Origin of the sequence: Barnesiella sp. An22 (assembly GCF_002159975.1) — a bacterium.
Lineage (GTDB): Bacteria > Bacteroidota > Bacteroidia > Bacteroidales > Barnesiellaceae > Barnesiella > Barnesiella merdigallinarum.
In genome coordinates, this window is the sequence record NZ_NFJR01000002.1 from 1 (window position 1) to 19221 (window position 19221).

The following is a 19221-nucleotide window of genomic DNA, read 5'->3' on the forward strand; positions in this document are numbered from 1 at the left end:
CCCCTCCACACTCACTCTCACGCATTCATTCTCTCATTGTGACCATCTGGCGTAATCCAAACAAAAAAGGATGACCCTTTAAAGTCTTTGACTTTTGGGTCACCCTCTCTGTATCACGATTTTATCGTACGTCTCTCTATTTCACCTCCGAACCCGGAGCAATCTCGTCGGTAGCCGGCGAGATGACAATCAGTCGGCCATCGGCATCCTCAGCCGAGAGTATCATGCCCTGCGACTCGATGCCCTTCAGTTTACGGGGTTCGAGATTGGCCACGAAGCAGACATTCTTGCCCACCAGATCCTCGGGCTTGTAGTGCTTGGCAATACCCGACACGATGGTGCGGCCGCCCAGACCGTCGTCGATGCGGAACTGCAACAGCTTGTCGGCCTTGGGCACCTTCTGGCACTCGAGCACTTTGCCTACGCGGATGTCGAGTTTGGCAAAGTCGTCGAAGGCCACATTCTCGCGCACCGGTGCAGCCTTGTGATTCTTCAGCTCGTTGGCCTTCTTGGTCTCCAGCAGTTTGTTCACCTGAGCCTCGATTACGCTATCGTCGATTTTTTCGAAGAGCAGTTCGGGTTTGCCCAGTTCGGCCCCGGCCGGCAGAATGTCGGTACGACCCAGCATGTTCCAGTCGCAGTGACCCATGTGAAGCATGCCGCGCAACTTCTCGGCCGAGAAGGGGAGGAAGGGCTCGAAGGCAATCGCCAGATTGGCCGTGATCTGCAAAGCCAGATTCAAGATGGTAGCCACCCGCGGCATGTCGGTCTTGGCCAACTTCCAGGGCTCGGTATCGGCCAGATACTTGTTGCCGATACGGGCCAGGTTCATGGCCTCCTTGAGGGCATCGCGGAAGCGGTAGTGGTCGAGATAATTCTCTACCGAAGCCTTCACGTCGGCAAACTCCTTCAAGGTTTCGCGGTCGTAGTCGGTCAACTCGCCGGCCTCGGGCACCTTGCCGTCGAAATATTTGTGGGTAAGCACCAGGGCACGGTTCACAAAGTTGCCCAGAATAGCCACCAGCTCGTTGTTGTTGCGGGCCTGGAAGTCCTTCCAGGTAAAGTCGTTGTCTTTCGTCTCGGGCGCATTGGCCGTGAGCACATAGCGCAGCACGTCCTGCTTGCCGGGGAAGTCCTCGAGATACTCGTGCAGCCATACGGCCCAGTTGCGCGAGGTCGAAATCTTGTCGCCCTCGAGGTTGAGGAACTCGTTGGCCGGCACATTGTCGGGCAAGATGTAGCTGCCCTCAGCCTTCAGCATGGCCGGGAATACGATACAGTGGAACACGATATTGTCCTTACCGATGAAGTGCACCATCTTCGTCTCGGAGTCTTTCCAGTAGAGCTCCCACGTATCGGGCAGCAGCTCCTTGGTATTCGAGATGTAACCGATGGGAGCATCGAACCACACATAGAGCACCTTGCCCTCGGCCCCTTCGACCGGCACCGGCACACCCCAGTCGAGGTCGCGGCTCACGGCGCGAGGTTGCAGCCCCATATCGAGCCACGACTTGCACTGGCCGTAAACATTGGGTTTCCACTCCTTGTGCTCATCGAGAATCCAGTGACGCAGGAAGGGCTCCCACTTGTCGAGCGGCAGATACCAGTGTTTCGTCTCGCGCAACACCGGTTTGTTGCCCGTGATGGCCGACTTGGGATTGATGAGGTCGGTCGCATTCAGCGAAGTACCACAAGCCTCGCACTGGTCGCCATAGGCGTGCTCGTTGCCGCAGTGCGGACAGGTACCCGTGATATAGCGGTCGGCGAGGAACTGGTTGGCCTCCTCGTCGTAATACTGCATCGAGGTCTTCTCGATAAACTCGCCCTTGTCGTACAGTTTGCGGAAGAAATCGGAAGCCATTTGCGTGTGGATGGCCGAAGTCGTGCGCGAGTAAATATCGAACGATATGCCAAACTCCTCGAACGATTTCTTAATAATGTTGTGGTAGCGGTCCACAATATCCTGCGGGGTCACCCCCTCGGCTTTGGCCTTGATGGTGATGGGCACACCGTGCTCATCGCTACCGCCTATCATAATCACATCTTCGCCCTTCAAGCGCAGATACCGTGTGTAGATATCTGCCGGTACATACACACCTGCCAAGTGACCTATATGCACAGGACCGTTGGCATAGGGCAATGCGGTCGTAACCAGCGTACGTTTGAATTTCTTCTCCATATTTCCTTAATTTCTATCCAGTTAAATACAACCTTAGGGGTATTTTCCCCACCGATTTCCGCACGGTCGGTATCCCGGTTCCCGCACGGTTTTCGGCATTTTGTACAAAGATAGTGAAAGGTGAGCGCAAAAAAGCCAAACTTGTTTGAGTTTTTTTGCCGAACCGTATCCTATCTTATCCAAAGATAAGCAGAAAGGTGAGCGCAGAGGCAAATGGAAAACGAAGTTTTCAACATTTGTCTATGCCGAACCGACTCCTATCTTATCCAAAGATAGTGAAAGGTGAGCGCAAAAAGACCAAACTTGTTTGAGTTTTTTTGCCGAACCGCATCCTGACTTATTCAAAGATAAGCAGAAAGGTGAGCGCAGAGGCAAATGGAAAACGAAGTTTTCAACATTTGACTTTGCCGAACCGACTCCTGGCTTATCCAAAGATAGCGAAAGGTGAGCGCAAAAAAGCCAAACTTGTTTGAGTTTTTTTGCCAAACCGCATCCTGACTTATTCAAAGTCCAAGAGAGAAACGGGACTCCAGGACCTTCGGGCAACCCGCTATAAACCAAGCGACGGCCCCGCAAAGAGGCCGTCGCTTACCAATTACACTATCACGTTTCCACCGTCGGTCGGGGCTCTCAAGCGCCCGACACCCGGTCAGTTGTTCTTCAACAGATAGACTACCGACGAATAGGCCCCCAGCCTGAGGGTAGTCGTCTCGCCCTCTACCTTCGAGGCCACCGAACCCGATGTGGCTACAGCCTTCTCTATCGGGTCGAGAAGCGGCAGACTGATAATAGCACTCCCGAAATTGTGCACGACCAGTACCCGCTGGTCGCCCGCCGTCATATACCAGGCGGCAACCGTGGAATATTGCGTATTCTCCTCGTTATAGACCTCGTGCCGCGACATCGTACCCGAAGCCAAAGCCGGATAGGTCTGACGCACATGGGTGAAAGCGAGATAGGTGTTCAGGAGCGAAGTCGCATCGGTTTGCTGCTCGCTCACCGGCTTCACCTGCGAAGCCACCGAGGGGTCTACCTTGGAGGTGTAGCTCGTGGTGTAGCTGTCGCCCCAGAGCATGGGACTGCGCACATACTCGTCGCCATTCGCCTTGGTGCCATAGATGCCCAGCTCTTCGCCATAATAGATATAGGGCGAACCCGGTGCCGTGAGCAAAACGGCCGCAGCCAGGCGGCACTTGTTGGCCGAGCGGTTCAGCTTCGAGGCCGCCCGGTCCTCGTCGTGGTTGCTCAGTTTGGTAGCCCGGATATAGTCGGGTCGATAAGCGGCATACTCCTCCTGATACGAAAGCAGGTCTTTGACCAGATAGCAGCCCTGGTTGTTGTTGATGGCCCACTCTACCCGATACCAGAACGAGAACTCGAACAGAGCCGGCAACCCCTGGTAATAGGGAGCCACCTCGTTGTGCTCCGAAAGCACCTCGCCCACCATGTAGAAGTCGTCGGTGTGGCCCTGCTGCTTGTAATAGCTGTTCATGTCGCCGTAGAAGAGGCGCAGGAAACGGGGGTTCTCGTCGGAGGTGGCATTGTGGTAGATGTGCTTCACGGCATCGAGGCGGAAGCCCCCTACCCCACGGTCTATCCAACCCTTGGCCGCACGGCTGATGGCCTGATAGGCGGGCGACTCGGCCGCCTGGTCTACGGGACCGTAGTTCAAATCGGCAAACCAGTCGGTACCGAAAGCCGAGTGGAAATACCACATCTCCATCCCCTCGAGCAAAATATTCTGGGCATTCTCGCCCTGCTTCAGGGCAAAGGGCTCTCCCAATCGGGCCTGGTCGCCCTGCCGGGCCGCACCATATTTGTAGTTGCCCCACTGGGTGTTGCTGGTGCGAATGAGGAATCCCCACGACGAGGCAAAGTCGACCGTCAGCTCGTAGATGCCGTTTCCCTTGTCGTAGAACTTTTTGCAGACGGCATCGCCGTAGTACAGATACTTGTCGCTACTGGTCGAAGGGCTCGTGTTGTCGGCGTCGACATCGGCCCGGGAGGCCTGGGTCACCGTGACCGTGGGTTGCGACGGCGAGCTCCAGTCGAGGGTAAAGGTGTAGTAGCCGCCGGCCTCGGTAGGCACGGCAAACCATTCGCCCGACTTATAGCCGGCTGCCCCCTCGCTGGCAATCATGGGCACCCGACCAGCCTGAATATCGGCCGCCGGATCTTGCGAAAAGGTGTAATAGTCGCGATAGGGATTGTCGAGCGACGAGGTGGCCTGGGTAAACCAGGGGTGATTGCGACCCGTGTGGTTCATCACGTAATCGAGATAGATGGTTATGCCCCGCGCCCGGGCCTCGCTCACCAGCCGGTCGAAGTCGTCGAGGGTGCCGTATTGCGGATTCACCGCTGTATAGTCGGTCACGTCGTAACCGTGGTACGACATGGCGGGGTGTATGGGCGACAACCAGATGGCCGTGATGCCCAACTGTTGCAAGTAATCGAGTTTGGCGGTGATGCCGTTGAAGTCGCCCGTACCGTCGCCATCGCTGTCGGCAAACGAGTAGACGAGCAACTGATAGGTGATGTCGGTCCGCGGAGTACCGTCCCACTCGTCGGGCGAGGGAACCACATCGGTCCATTGGCCCGAACCGCCGGCCCCGTTATCGTCGCCGACAAAGTGCTCTTCGGTGCACGCCGTACCGGCGAACAACAGGCTACACCCTACCAGCAATGAGAATAGAAATTTTTTCATACTGTCTTATCCATAATCGTGAATTGCGATACCCGCTTTCCGCAAAGGACTGCGGCTATTGAAATAAAAAGAGAGAGACCGGTCTCTACCCGAGAACCCGGGGTCCGGCCGGTCTCTCTGTGCTATCGGATTTCTGCTATTGAGCGGTAAGTGTGCAGTACATCTGTGTGCTGCTGGTGCGTTGCAGGTACATCTCTACGAGATAGGTACCGGCCTCGGCCACCGCAATGTTACTCCCTTTGAATACGAGATCGTCCAAAGAGCCGCCCAGGTCGACACCCGAATCCCAGGTGCCATTGGCCCGGAACTTCATCTCACCGGCCGTGAGGGCAACCGTACAGCTCCAGCAACCTTTCTCGGCGTCGTAGGTCATGGCCGTTTCGCTATCCCATCCGCCGGGAGTAGCGGCACCGATAAGGCCCCAGCTCTCGATGAGGGTAGCCTTAAGGCTCTGTGTCATCACGTCGGCCTCGATGTAGTAGAAGCCCGGATTGGCCATGTTGATGTTGGTGCTGCCGCTGGCCGGTGCGAGGCCCTCGCTATAATCGGTGAAGTGGGTGCTGTTGTACTCGCCGCCTTCCCAGTTGCGGGCCAGGGTGAACTTGAACTCACCGTCCAAGCGGCTGAAACCGGTATAGATGCCGTTCATCTCGAGCGAACGCAGGGCCGGAGCCGTAGCGGGATCCCACGTTGTGGGGGTCTGGTGGTTACCGGGCACGTAGATATACTCTTCGGTGGGGAAGGCCGTGCTCACAATCTTGGCCACATAGGGATGCTTGCTGACGTCGAGAGTCACGTTGTACTCGCCGGTAGCCTTGTCGAATACGATGTTGGGAGTTCCGTCGGAGAAGCTGCCCTCACCGTCGATGGCATAGCCCCAGTTGTTGTTGGCGCGGTATTTATACTCGCCGCTCTCGGTCAAGGTGGTCTTCAGGGTGAAGGTGTTGGAGGCGGCATCGTAGGTCATGGGCGTCTCGGCATCCCACCCGCCGGGGGTAGCGTTGCCAATCATACCCATGCTCTCGATCTTCACCAAAATGAAGTTCTTGAACTTGATGTTGGCACATACGCGATACAAACCGGCCTCTACGCCGATGGCGCTTCCGCCCTCGGTCAGGGCACCGCTGGCCACCAGGTTACCGTTGGCATCGTTGGCAAACTGGGCATCAGCGCCATACTCTACCTGAGCATCACCATCTTCGAAGGTGAAGCTGGCTGCCTCGGTGAAGTTGACGAAGCACTCGAACAACCCCTTCTGAGCCGAGCTCTGAGGTATCTGCTTGTCGGTACCTTTCAACGTGACGAAGGCGGGGAAGTTGGCTTTGTAGGTAGTCACCGTCATGGTGGCAGGAGCCGAGGGCAACCCCTCTTCACACGAAGGCGAATAGGCCTTTACGGTGAAGGAGACTTCGCTGGCAGCCCCCTCGACAGCCCCGGCACTCACAAAGAGTTCGTTCCACGCGTCGACCGTAAGGGTGCAGGAGGTTTCGGTCAGACCGGTAGCGGCGGTAACGGGCTCGCCTCCCCCGCAGCTAACCAGCACGTCGTAGGTGATGGCCTCGTTGTAGTTCAGCCGGGCCGGCTCCCAGGTGAGCAACGTGAGCTCCTCGGTGAGGTTGTTGATGTCGAGCGTGAACTCGCTCTCGGCCGGTGTGGCTACGGCCGAAATAAAGTTGCCGTAGGAGTAGACGGTCATCATCAGCTCGGCCGACTTGTAGACCGCCTCGGCATCGGCAGCCTCGACATAGAAGTTGAGGTCGAAGGTCGAGTTTTCGGGAATGGCGGTAATGCCCTCCAGCAAGGTGCGGAATGCGGTCTTGCTCATCGTGAGGGTCAGAGCCGTGGTGCTCCCGCCTACCTGCACGGGCTCTTCCTGCCCATACTTCACGAAGAGCGAATAGGTGACATCACCCTTCAGGAAACGGGCGGCGGTCCAGGCCCACCGGATAGGTTCGTCCATGGTGTTCTGGGTCATCAGGATGCTCCCGTTGTTTTGCAACGAAGGAGCCACAGGCGCGGTCGAGAAGGTATCTTCCGGGTCGTCCTGACACCCCGTGGCGGCCATCAGGGTGATGGCTGCTATGGCTATGTATTTGAGATATTTTATCATGATTGTATCGATTAAAGGTTATCGGTTTTATTGTTTTTGAAATTCCAGTACATAGGGGGTGCGGTTGGCATGGAGCACGACCACGAAGGTTCCGCTCTCGGGCACCTTGAGGTTATCGCCACCGGCTGCCAGCACGAAACCGCCGGGCACATCGGTACTGGTCGAGCCGTCACCGCCCCAGTTGGTAGTCCAGGCACCATCGGCACGCACCTTCAACTCCTTGCCACCCTCCAGTTCGAGGGGTGCGGTCTTCCAGGTATTGTCGGTCCAGTCATAAACCAGAGGTGCATCGGCACCGTCGGCCCAACCCGAGAAGTCGCCGGCCAGACCCAGGGTCTTACCTATGGGTGTCTGCGTGATAGACATGGCCACAGTATTGACCGACAAGGCATAGATGTTGGTCTCGGTAATGGGCAGGTTGAGGTTGTTGTCGTTGTTCTCCACGTTGGTCCAGTTCGACTGCAACGCACTGTAACCCCAGTTGGCATCGGACCACGACCGGGCCACCGTCACCTTGAAGTAGGAGTTTTCGCCATCGGTAGGCGTGCAATCCGAGGGGATGGAGAGGTCGACCATGCACTCGTAGGTATTGGTTCCGCCACCGGTCTCCCAGAACTGGGATGCCTGGTCGATGGTCCACTTGTTGAACTCGCCGCACAGGAACAGCCACTTAAGCGGGGCGGCATAGGTCTGTACCGAGAAGGGATTGGAGAGGGGCGATTTCACCACCTCGGCATAGGCGGCACTGGCAATCTGGGCCGATACATAGGCGGTCACGCCCTCGGCCTTGTCGTTTTTGGTCACACCCAGGCTATTGATCACCACGCCATTCAGGTCGCCCTTCTTCACGGCCAGCGAGGTGCCGTTGGTCGTTCCCAACAAGCCCTCTTTCTCGCCCAGGGTGAGATAGACCGAATAGAGTATCTGCACCGGCTGCCCGAAGTCGGCCGGAGTCCACGAGAAGATGACATTCTCGTCGTCGGAGTTGTCGGCATTGACAACCACGTTGCCGCAATCGCTCATGACGGGAGCCACAAAGTCGGCAGGCGCATTGAGTTGCGGAGTATCTATCTCCGTTTCGCAGCCGGCCAGCAGGGCTACCGCTGCGAATAATGCTATATTTTTGAATAGTTTCATAATCGTTTCTTATTGAGGATTGATGATATTGTGGTGATGATTAGTAACCCGGATTCTGCGTGAGGTTGGAGTTCTCGGCCACGTCGTTGTCGAGCAGCGGGAATATGGTGCGATAGGCCGGAATCTCTACGGCTCCGGTGGGCACACCGCCCTTGTAGGGCCAGGGGAAACTCATGGAGGTGAAGTAGCCGTAACGAATGAGGTCGGTACGACGGTGACCCTCCATCATCAACTCGCAGGCACGCTCTTTCAGGATGAAGTCGAGGTCGATCGATGCGGGAGTATCGAGCCCGGCACGGTCGCGCAACTGCTTGATATAACCGAGGGCCTTGGCGTCGGTGGTAATGCCGTTGTCCAGGCGGGCTTGTGCCTCGGCGTAGATGAGGTACATCTCGGCCAGACGAATCACGGGGAAGTCGGCCGACGAGAAGTTGTTGTCGAGGTGGAGCTGATTTTGAGAATCCATGCTGTTGAACTTCCAGCAGCGCCAGCCGGTCTCGGCCACCTTCAGGTCGAACTCTTTCTCGCAACCCGTGTTGCAGAAGAAGGCGCGCTTGTCGCTGCCCTCGCGGTCGTAACCGATGCCGGTACCGCCCCACGAGACATTCTTCATCTCGAAGTTGGCCTCTACGTATTCGTTGGGGATGTGGTATCCGTTCCAACGCTCGGGCGACATGAAGGTGTTGTCGCCGAAGCCCAGCTCCTTGGCAATGGCCTGACTGGCTGCATCGTGCACGTTACCGCTCACCAGGTGGGTGGTTCCACCCCAGCTCTGCATCTGGTTGCTGTCGTAACCGATGGCAAAAATCATCTCTTTCTGAGCGTCGGGATTCTCGCCGTTATCCTGCAGGAAGAGGTGGGCATAGTTCGAGCACAAGCCGTAACCCATGCCAATCACCTTCTCGGCTGCCGTGCGGGCATCTTCCCAACGGGGAGTGCCGGTATAGACCTCGGCATTGAGATAGAGGCGGGCCAGCAGAGCCTGTGCACTGCCTTTCGTGGCACGCGGATAGGGAACCTCGCCTACGTTGGGCATGGCGCTGTTGGGGTCGGCCAGCGCTTTCAGCTCACTCTCGATCCAGGCAAACAGCGCCGGACGTCCTATCTGCGTCGGCAGCGAACCGCCACCGATGTTCTCTTCGGTAGCAAAGGGCGGATTGCCATACAGATCCATCAACACGAAATAGGCATAGGCGCGCAGGAAACGGGCCTCGGCAATCAGTCCGGGCAGACCGTCCATCTCGCGGCCCGTGGCACGGGTGAGGAACTCGTTGGCACGGGTAACCGTGATGAGACCACGGGTGTAGGTGGCCACCAGGGCGGCATTACCGCCGGCTGTCCACGAAGCCGTTTGGGTCTCGGTAATGTAGCTGTCGCCCCAGATACATTTCATGGCGTCGGTACTCATCTCGTTCAGCACCACAATCTGGCGGATAAACTCGCTCTGTCCGGCATCGTCGACATTGATGTCGGCCTTTCCCGGGTCGTTCTGGCTCGACAGCGAGAAGGAGCCGTAGATGTAAGCCAGTCCCCGTTGAAAGTCCTGTATGTTCTGGTAGGCCGTTTCGCCGGTCTTGTCTGTCTCGTTCAGAGGTACGGTATCCAGGTCGCCGAGACAGGAGGTCATCGAGAGCGCCGTCGCTGCGATGGCCAGTGTATAATATATCAGTTTTTTCATAATGCTGTATCTTAGGGTGATTAGAAGTTAATGTTGAGTCGCAAGGTGTAGAGACGGGGACGGGGAATGAGGTTCTGGTCCACACCGTCGAGTTCGCCGCTGCTGTTGACCGTGAGTTCGGGGTCGAGGCCGCTGTACTTGGTGATGACAAATACATTCTGTACCGAAGCACCGATGCGGATTTTGCCCTTCCAGTTCTTGATTTTGTCGAAGGTGTAGCCTACGTTGATGTCGTCCATGCGGAAGAACGAGGCATCCTCGAGGAACATGTCGGAGAAGTGCTGGAACTCGGTGAGGCTCTCAGTCCAACCGGTCTTCTGGCAAATGGGCATGAGGTTGTCGATGTAGCCCTTGGTGTAGTCGTCCTTGTAACCGCTGGAGTTATCCTTGGCCACCTTGTTGAGGGCATAGCCGCCCAGTGAACCGTGGGCATTGAAACCGAAGTCCCAGTTCTTGTACACGATTTGCGTGCTGATACCGAAATAGAAATAGGGCATGATGCTCTTGCCGGTCACATAGCGGTCGTCCTGCGTGATTTGGCCGTCGCCGTTGCGGTCGACCAACGCATTCTCTATGGGGTTGCCGTTGGAGTCGTATACCTGTTGGAAGAGGTGATAGGTGTAGGGAGCATAGCCTACCCGGTAGAGCGACGAGTATCCGCTGGTACCGCTCAGGTTGGAACCGACGCGTACGCCCAGATAGTCCTCGGTAGGCACATTACTCAGCTTGGTAATTTTGGTGTCTTGCCAGGTACCGTTCAGGTTGATGTCCCAGTGCAGGTCTTTGGTCTCGATGGGTACGAAGCTCAAGTTCACCTCCACGCCCTTGTTTTCCATGTCGCCCACGTTGGTAATCACCGTGTTGGAGAAGTTGGAGCCGAGCGGCGTGGTGATGTCGTTGAGCAGGTCGTAGGTGTGACGCAGATAAGCATCCACGCTACCGCTGATGCGGCCGTTCAGGAAGCCGAAGTCGACACCCACGTTGTAGGTTTCGGTGGTCTCCCACTTGATATTCTTGTTGTAGGCCATGGGCGAGATGGTATAGGCATAGCCGTCAACGCCGTCGCCCAAACCGGGGAATCCGGGAATCATCATGTTGGGGCTGGTCGAGATGACATACCGCGGCTGATAGGCGTAGCAGTTGTCCATACCGATGTCCTGCTGACCGGTGCGACCCCAACCCAACCGAATTTTCAAGTTGGAGAGCGGTGTCTGGTGGTCCTTGATAAAGTCTTCTTCCACGATATTCCAGGCAAAGGCGGCCGAGGGGAAGAGACCCCAGCGGTTCTCCTTGGAGAAACGCGAAGAGGCATCGTCGCGCAACGAGAAGGTGAACAGGTATTTCGAGTCGATCGAGTAGTTTACACGGCCGAAGAACGAGAGCAGATAATACTCACGACGGTCCGAGGGGCTGTCGAGGTAAACCTCGTCGCGGTTGGCGTTATAGAACGAGATGTTGTCGTACTTCACATAGTTGTGTTGCCAGGAGTAACCGGCCATCACATCGAGGTGGTGGATACCGAACTGCTTGTTGTAGTTGGCATACAGCTCGAGCAGCGTGTTGGAGTTGATGTTGGCATACTCTTCGTAGAGGTCGCGACCCGACATGTTGTTGCGAGCCGAGGTTACCGACCCGAGAGCGGCATATTTGTAGCCGTCGGTACGGGCCACGTCGTAACCCAGGTTCAGGTTCAGGCGCAGGTCTTCGAGGCCGTGAATCTTATAGTCCAACTGCACGTTACCCAACGAACGCCACGAGTCGTTGCGGTTGGTATAGTCGTAGAGTTGCGACAGGGGGTTGATGCCGTAGTTGGTACTTACCTGACCGCCCACGTTCCAGTTCCAGTAGCCGTTGAAGAGCTCTTTGTTGATGCTGCCGTCGGCATTGCGGAAGTAGGGTTCCTGCGTCGGGGTGAAGGAGATGGCGCTGCCCACGGCTCCCGAGTTGGGATAGTTGGCCTTGTTGTAGATACCCTTGGCGTTGATGTTCACGCTCAGGTGGTCATCGAAGAATTTGGGAGTCATGCTTATCGAGAGGTTGGCACGCTGGTTGTCGCCCACCTTCAACGTAGCCTCGTCGTAGGTGTAGCCCATGCTCACCCGGTAGGGGAACTTGCCTTTCACATTGCCATAGACACTCAGGTTCTGGTCGGTCGTGAAGGCCGTGCGGTAGATGAGGTCCTGCCAGTTGGTATTGGCCGTACCCATGAGCGACTCTACGGTCTCCAGACGGCTGGTGCCGGCATAGGTGCTGCGCATGTAGTCGCGATATTGGTCGCCCGTCATCACGTCGAGTGTCGAGCTGTTCTGTTTCAAACTGTAGCTGGAGTTGTAGCTCACCTGCACATTCTTGCCGGTGCCCTTCTTGGTGGTGATGATAATCACACCATTCGAAGCACGCGAACCGTAGATGGCGGTGGCCGAAGCATCCTTCAATACCGTATAGGTGTCGATGTCGTTGGGGTTGACCGATGCCAGCGGGTTGGCCATGCCGGCACCACCCTCGGCCGTAACAGGTACCCCGTCGATTACGATCAAGGGGTCGTTCTTGGCCTTCAACGAAGCGGCGCCACGAATACGAATCGTTGCACTACCGGTGGGGTCGCCCGCTGCGGGAGTAACCAACAGGCCCGGTACCTTGCCCTGCAGCATCTGGTCGGGCGAAGTGACGGCACCACGGTTGATGTCCTCGGCCTTGATGGCGGTAATCGAACCGGTGAGGTCGGTCTTTTTCACCGTACCGTAACCAATCACAACCACCTCGTCAAGCAGCTCTTCGTTTTCGTGCAAAACAAATTTCATCAACTCGCTGGCGGGTTGTTCCTGAGGTTGATAGCCAATGTACGAAACGGCGATGATGTCGCCCTTGTTGGCCTTGATGGTAAAGTTTCCGTCGATATTGGTACTCGTTCCGTTGCCAGTTCCCTTCACCAGGACGTTGGCTCCGATAATAGCCATACCCGTGTTGTCCAATACAACACCCTTCACTGTCATGCTCTGTGCGAAAGCATGTGCAGGTAGCAAGAAACCTACTATACACCATAATAGGATTTTGCTCGCAATTTTCAGAATTTTTCTTTTCATGTTATTAGCTTAAAGTAAAAAGTTTTCTTAATATTATTGGAATCATCGAATGCGGGCCCCTCCAGACATAACGCCTTTGCAGCTACGAATCAATGACTTCAGTGAAAATACCGTGTGCCTCCGCGATAGAGAAAGAGGCTGGGCTCCCCGACGGGAGCCTCGACTTCTTTCACGAGGGGAGAAATTTACTTAATCTCTTTAATCGAGATGGCGTATCCGCCACCCACGGCTGCGGTAAGTTTGAGTTTGCTCTTGTTGGTTACTTTCTTGTGAGTAATGGTATAGGCCTGCGGATTGGTCTCCCAGTGGGCATCCTTGGCGTCGGCATAGATGGTGGCCTCGTACTTCTTGCCCGGGGTGAGGAAGTCGAGCACGAGCTCCGACTTATGTCCGTTATAACCGGCCGTACAGCCTATGTACCAGTCGTCGGTCCCCTTGGCCCGGCGGGCTATGGTGATGTATTCGCCCGGCTCGGCCTCCAGGTATTTGCTCTCGTCCCAGTCGATGGCCACATCCTTGATGAACTGGAAGGCATCGGGGAAGCGCTGGTAGTTCTCGGGAATGTCGGCAGCCATCTGCAGCGGGCTGTACATAGTCACATAGAGGGCCAGCTGACGGGCCAGCGTGGTGCGGGCACGCGAGGTGTTCGAGGGGGTCATCTTGCTGCAATCGGTCTCGAAGATACCCGGGGTGTAGTCCATCGGGCCGCCAATGAGGCGGGTAAAGGGCAGAATGGTGGTGTGGTTCACGTGGTTGCCGCCGAATGCCTCGTACTCGGTACCCCGGGCCGACTCGTTGGCGATGAGGTTGGGATAGGTACGGCACAATCCGGTGGGACGCACAGCCTCGTGGGCATTGACCATGATCTTATAGTCGGCAGCCTTGTCTACGGCATAGAGGTAGTGGTTGACCATCCATTGCCCGTAGTGGTGTTCGCCACGGGGAATGATGTCGCCCACGTATCCGCTCTTGACGGCATGGTAACCGTTGTCGACCATAAAGCGGTAGGCGTTGTCCATGTGACGTTCGTAGTTGCGTACCGACGAGGAGGTCTCGTGGTGCATGATCATCTCCACCCCTTTCTCGGCCGCATAGCGGTGAATCTCCTGCACGTCGAAGTCGGGATAGGGTGTTACGAAATCGAATACATAATCCTTGCTGTTCCCGAACCAGTCTTCCCAACCGATGTTCCAGCCTTCGACCAGCACGGCGTCGAAACCGTTGGCCGCCGCAAAGTCGATGTAGCGCTTCACGTTCTCGGTGTTGGCCGAGTGGGTGCCATTGGGCTTGGTCTTGGAGTAGTCGGTCTCGTCCAGATGCACGCTATACAGGTCGTTGGTATAGGCCCAGGTGCCTTTGCCGGTAATCATATCCCACCAGATGCCGATGTATTTCGTCGGTTTTATCCAGGAGGTATCGGTGAGTTTGCAAGGTTCGTTCAGGTTGAGGGTGATGCGCGAGGCGAGGATGTCGCGGGCATCGTCGCTCACGATAATCGTGCGCCAGGGCGAACGGCAGGGGGTCTGCATGTAGCCCTTGTCGCCTTTGGCATCGGGGGTGAGCCACGACTCGAACACCAGGTTCTTGTCATCGAGGTTCAGGTGCATGCACGAGTAATCGACCAGAGCGGCTTCGTGCAGGTTGATGTAGAGGCCGTCGTCGGTCTTCATCATCAGGGCCGTCTGCACGCCGGTGGGCGAGAAGGGAGTTTGCGACGAGTTGGGCGTAATGGCTTGCTTCATCAGCCCCCGAATCTCGGAGAGGCGCGAAGTGGTGTAGTCGTACTCCTGGGTATCGTAGTCGCCCGGAATCCAGAAGGCGGTATGGTCGCCGGCCATGGCAAACTGAGAGTGCTCCTCCTTGATAACGAAATAGTTGAGCTCTTTCTGCTGCGGGAACTCGTAGCGGAAGCCCAGACCATCGTTGAACAGCCGGAAGCGAATGACAATCTGACGTTTGTTCTGAGGCTGGTCGAGGGTCACGGCCAGCTCGTTGTAGTGGTTGCGTATCTGGCTCTCTTCGCCCCAAACCGGAGTCCAGGTCTCGTCGAAACTCGATGTCTGAGTCTGGGCCACCGTGAATCCGTTCATCAGATTGGCCTTGGCTTCCAGCCCTTCGATTTTTTTCGGACCGGAGAGTTGAAAGTCGGTTTGTGCGTTGGGGTCCTCCTGCTTGAGTTCCAGACCCAGGGTGCTGGTCTTGATGACCGGCTTTCCTTTATAAGATAAATCGTAGGCAGGTGCCCCGTTGGCAGTGAGGCTGAAGTTCATCACCAGATTGCCGTCTGGCGAAACCAACTGCTGGCCATTCGACAGGATGGGTATACATACCATGGCCCCGGCCAGGATGAGATGTTTGATGCTATTCATGGTGCGTTTTTTTGGTTAACTTGTTACGTGTTTGAGTTTGGTTTCAAAATTAGAGGATAAAGAGCCCTTTCTATTCGGATAGAATAAATTTATAAACGCTTTATCTTCTCAAACTTCTTATTTACAAACAATTGAATCTTTCGCTCCACCGAAATATTATAAACGGTTTAGAAGCAGAGCAGCAGCGATTCGCGAGGCTCGAGCGAGAGTTTCTCCCCCAGTTCGACCGTGCGGCCGCTCAAGAAGTCGGTAGCCGAAGCTGCGGGCAACACCTCGCGATAGGGAGTGAGGTTGATCTCTTGCGGCTCGTCCGACCCGTTCATAATCACAACGGCCGAATGCTCGCCATACTTCCGCTCATACACATATACGTTACTCATTATCGAGAAGTGGGTCAGACTCCCTTTCCCGATTACGTCGTTGCCCTTACGCCAGTTCAACAGCTTGCGGGTGTAGTCGAAGGCTTCGTTTTGCAGGTCGGAGCGCCCCTCGGCCGTGAAGCAGTCGCTCTTGTCGCCCGACCAGCCGCCGGGGAAGTCGCGACGCAGCATACCGTCGCCTTCGCTCTTGTCGGCCGCCATCACAATCTCGGTGCCGTAGTAGAGTTGCGGGATGCCGCGTGTGGTGAGCAGGAAGAGCAGCGCCTGTTTGTAGCGGGTGAGGTTGGCGGTATCCTCCGCTTTCTTGTAGAAACGCGAGGTGTCGTGGTTGTCGAGGAAGATGAGCAGACTCATGGGATTGGGATAGACCAGGTCTTGCGTGAGGTAGTCGTACAACCGGTAGAGGCCGCCGCCCCAGTCGGTCGTCTCCTCGTCAAAGGCTTTGTTCATCAGGTCGGTGAGGGGGAAGTCCATGACGGTGGGCAGGTTGGAGTTGCGGGGTGCAGCCAGCCGGCTGTCCTTCTGCCAGAACGACACCAGCACATTGCTGTTGAGCCACGTCTCGCCCACGATGTTGAAGCGGGGATACTCGTCGAGTACCTCGCGACACCACTGCGACATGAAGTCGAAATCGGCATAGGGGTGCGTATCCTGGCGGATGCCGTTGATACCGGCATACTCGATCCACCAGATGCTGCTCTGAATCAGGTAGCGGGCCACGTGGCGGTTGCGGTGGTTCAAGTCGGGCATCACCTGGGTAAACCAGCCGTCGGTAGCCAGCCGACGCTCATACTCGCTGGCATGGATGTCCTGCACGCTGGCCGTCTTGAATGAGGTCTGGGTATAGTGCGACTTGAAGTTGAACCAGTCGGTCGAAGGCTTATCCTTGAACAGGTAGTTCTCGCTGCCGCAGTGGTTGAAAATCATATCCATCACCACCTTCAGCCCCTTCTGGTGAGCCTGCTCGGCCAACGCCTTGAACTCCTCGTTGCTGCCCAGGCGGCGGTCTACCTGATAGTAGTCGGTGATGGCATAGCCGTGATACGAACCGTCGGGCATGTCGTTTTCCTGAATGGGGTTGAGCCAGATGGTAGTCACGCCCAAATCGGCCAGATAGTCGAGGTGGTCGGCCACCCCCTTCAGGTCGCCGCCGTGGCGGGCATACTGTCCGTTGCGGTCGACCTTATTCTCCAACATGCCGGGCACCACGTCGTTGTCGGGGTTACCGTTGGCAAATCGGTCGGGCATAATCAGATAGAGTACATCCGAGGCGGTAAAGCCCTCGATGTCGTTGCCGTTCCGGCTGCGGGCTTTCAGCTCATAGGGGACCGTAACGACCTTTTTTCCCTTCTTCAGCACAATGTCGAAGGTCTGCGGAGCCGCCTCGGAGAGGTCGACATACAACAACAGGTAGTTGGGATTGGTCTGTTTCACGACCTCTTTCAGCTCTACGTCGCGACTCGAGAGGGTCACGTCGCAGGCGGCAATGCGGTCGCCATACAATAAAATCTGTAACTCCGGATTCTTCATACCCGCCCACCAGAAGGTAGGAGCAACTTTCTTTACAATCGGTGCAGAGGCAAAGAGATGAGCCGGCCAAATCAAGAAGCTAAACATGATGATAAACAATGTGCAGGTCCTTTTCATACTATTAGAATATTGGTGTATACAAATATAAAAAAAATGTGAACGTAGCCATGGAATTAGAATATTTTTATAAATGATGCAACGGTTCATACACCTGTAATACAATTGATTAGATTTTTCTACAAATCAGAAAATATAAACCGTTTCAACGCCTGTTCCCGCTTTTTCAAACCATTTCGTCTCCCCATAAAGGGGGTGTATGGCCACAAAGCCCCCGGGGTACTCCCCCACTCGATTTCTACCCGCTCCCAGAACTTCGAGCAAGGCGAGAATAATCCCTCTCGTTTTCATTTTTTAATGGAAAATTTATTATATATTTGTATTAAGGATTAAAAACTGTTTATGCGTAAGGTTGTATTTGCTCTATGGATGCTGATTCTTTGCCCCGTGGCCGGTGCAGAGAATACAGAGACACAACAGGTACTGGAACGATTGGATGCCGTGATTGCACAGAAGGAGAGCTACCGGTCTCGCAAGGAGGCCAAAATCGGAGAGTTGAAACAAAAGTTACGCCAAGCCTCATCGGCATCGGAGAAGTACAGGTTCTGCAACTCGCTTTTCTATGAATACCTTCACTATCAAGCCGATTCGGCTACCCGCTACCTCAATCTGAAGGAGGAGATAAACCCAGACCCCATATTCCCCGACAGCAAGGCCGAACACACGATATGCCGGGCCGAGGTGATGAGCGTCATGGGCATGTACAACGATGCCTTGCTCGAATTGGAGACCATAAATCCCGGTCGCCTGGGCGAGGAGACCCGCCTCAAATACTACTATGCCTGCCGCTCGTGCTATGGCTGGCTGGCCGACAACATCGTAGACCCGCAGGTGAAGCAGAAGTATCTGGAGAAGACCGACCTCTATCGCGACTCCATCGCCCAATTTCCCCTGAACGAGACCGACCGCACCATCCTGATGGCCGAGCGGCTGACTCTGAACGGCAACCCCGACGAGGCTATCCCGATGCTCGACAAGCAACTGGCCACGGTCCGCGACATGCAGTACCTGTCGTATCTCAACTACACCATGTACGATGCCTATCGGGCCAAGGGCGACGTGGAGAAACAGATCTACTACCTGGCACAGACCGCCATTTGCGACCTGGAGCGGGTGGTACGCGAGTATGCCTCGCTGCAGAAACTGGCCTGGCTGATGTATGAACAGGGCGACATAGACCGGGCCTACTGCTACCTGAACTGCTCGATGGAGGATGCCGTGAGCTGCAACGCCCGCCTGCGGTTCCTGGAGGTGACCGAGTTCTACCCCATCATCGACCGGGCCTATCGCGAGAAAGACGAGCATGAGCAGTCGGTCGTGCGCGGCATGTTGATGGGCATAAGCGTATTGTCGCTGCTGCTGATTGTGGCGGTCTTCTACCTGTACCACTGGATGAAGAAGCTCTCGGCCATGCGGAAGAGCCTGTACGAGGCCAACTGCGAACTGAAAAACTCGAACGCCACGCTGGCACAAATCGGCAAAATCAAAGAGGTGTACATAGCCCGCTATCTGGACCGCTGCGTGGGCTACCTCGAGAAACTGGAGCAATACCGCCGTTCGCTGGAGAAGCTGGCCATGACCTCCAAAATCGACGAACTCTTCAAGACCATACGCTCCGACCAGTTCCTGCGCAGCGAGCGCGAGGCCTTCTACCGCGAGTTCGACAAGTCGTTTCTCGACCTCTTCCCCAACTTCATCGAAGACTTCAACAAGCTGCTGGTCGAGGAGGGGCGCATCTATCCCAAACCGGGCGAACTGCTCAACACCGAGTTGCGCATCTTTGCCCTCATCCGTCTGGGGGTAACCGATGCCAACCGCATCGCCCACTTCCTGAGCTACTCGCTGGCCACGGTATACAACTACCGCAGTAAGATACGCAACAAGGCGGCCGGCGACAAGGAGCGATTCGAACAGGAGGTGATGAATCTGTAACC

The 19221-nt window shown here is 55.9% G+C and carries 9 protein-coding genes; 1 reads left to right on the forward strand and 8 read right to left on the reverse strand.

What is annotated here, in order from left to right; translation table 11 throughout:
* Window positions 1-136: 136 nt before the first annotated feature.
* The 8 genes from metG to B5F38_RS02630 form a co-directional block, all read right to left on the reverse strand.
* Entirely contained in the window at window positions 137-2179 is a 2043-nt protein-coding gene (gene metG, locus B5F38_RS02595) for a methionine--tRNA ligase (protein ID WP_087407774.1), read from the reverse strand.
* A gap of 649 nt (window positions 2180-2828) precedes the next feature.
* Entirely contained in the window at window positions 2829-4883 is a 2055-nt protein-coding gene (locus tag B5F38_RS02600; protein ID WP_087407775.1) for an alpha-amylase family glycosyl hydrolase, read from the reverse strand.
* A 136-nt stretch (window positions 4884-5019) separates the two neighbouring features.
* Window positions 5020-6993, reverse strand: coding sequence for a SusF/SusE family outer membrane protein (locus tag B5F38_RS02605; protein ID WP_087407776.1), 1974 nt, complete (start codon window positions 6991-6993; stop codon window positions 5020-5022).
* A 27-nt stretch (window positions 6994-7020) separates the two neighbouring features.
* Window positions 7021-8130, reverse strand: coding sequence for a SusE domain-containing protein (locus tag B5F38_RS02610; RefSeq protein WP_087407777.1), 1110 nt, complete (start codon window positions 8128-8130; stop codon window positions 7021-7023).
* A 40-nt stretch (window positions 8131-8170) separates the two neighbouring features.
* Window positions 8171-9808 carry a RagB/SusD family nutrient uptake outer membrane protein gene (locus tag B5F38_RS02615; RefSeq protein ID WP_087407778.1) on the reverse strand — a complete coding sequence of 546 codons (1638 nt, stop codon included), beginning with the start codon at window positions 9806-9808 and terminating at the stop codon, window positions 8171-8173.
* A 20-nt stretch (window positions 9809-9828) separates the two neighbouring features.
* Window positions 9829-12891, reverse strand: coding sequence for a TonB-dependent receptor (locus tag B5F38_RS02620; RefSeq protein WP_087407779.1), 3063 nt, complete (start codon window positions 12889-12891; stop codon window positions 9829-9831).
* Window positions 12892-13076: 185 nt separating this feature from the next.
* Window positions 13077-15260 carry a glycoside hydrolase family 97 protein gene (locus B5F38_RS02625; RefSeq protein WP_087407780.1) on the reverse strand — a complete coding sequence of 728 codons (2184 nt, stop codon included), beginning with the start codon at window positions 15258-15260 and terminating at the stop codon, window positions 13077-13079.
* 167 nt (window positions 15261-15427) lie between these two features.
* On the reverse strand, window positions 15428-17257 hold the full coding sequence (locus B5F38_RS02630) for a glycoside hydrolase family 13 protein (RefSeq protein ID WP_241147798.1): 1830 nt from the start codon (window positions 17255-17257) through the stop codon (window positions 15428-15430).
* A gap of 372 nt (window positions 17258-17629) precedes the next feature.
* Between B5F38_RS02630 and B5F38_RS02635 the strand changes: the two genes are divergently transcribed.
* On the forward strand, window positions 17630-19219 hold the full coding sequence (locus B5F38_RS02635; RefSeq protein WP_087407782.1) for a DUF6377 domain-containing protein: 1590 nt from the start codon (window positions 17630-17632) through the stop codon (window positions 19217-19219).
* Window positions 19220-19221 lie beyond the last annotated feature (2 nt).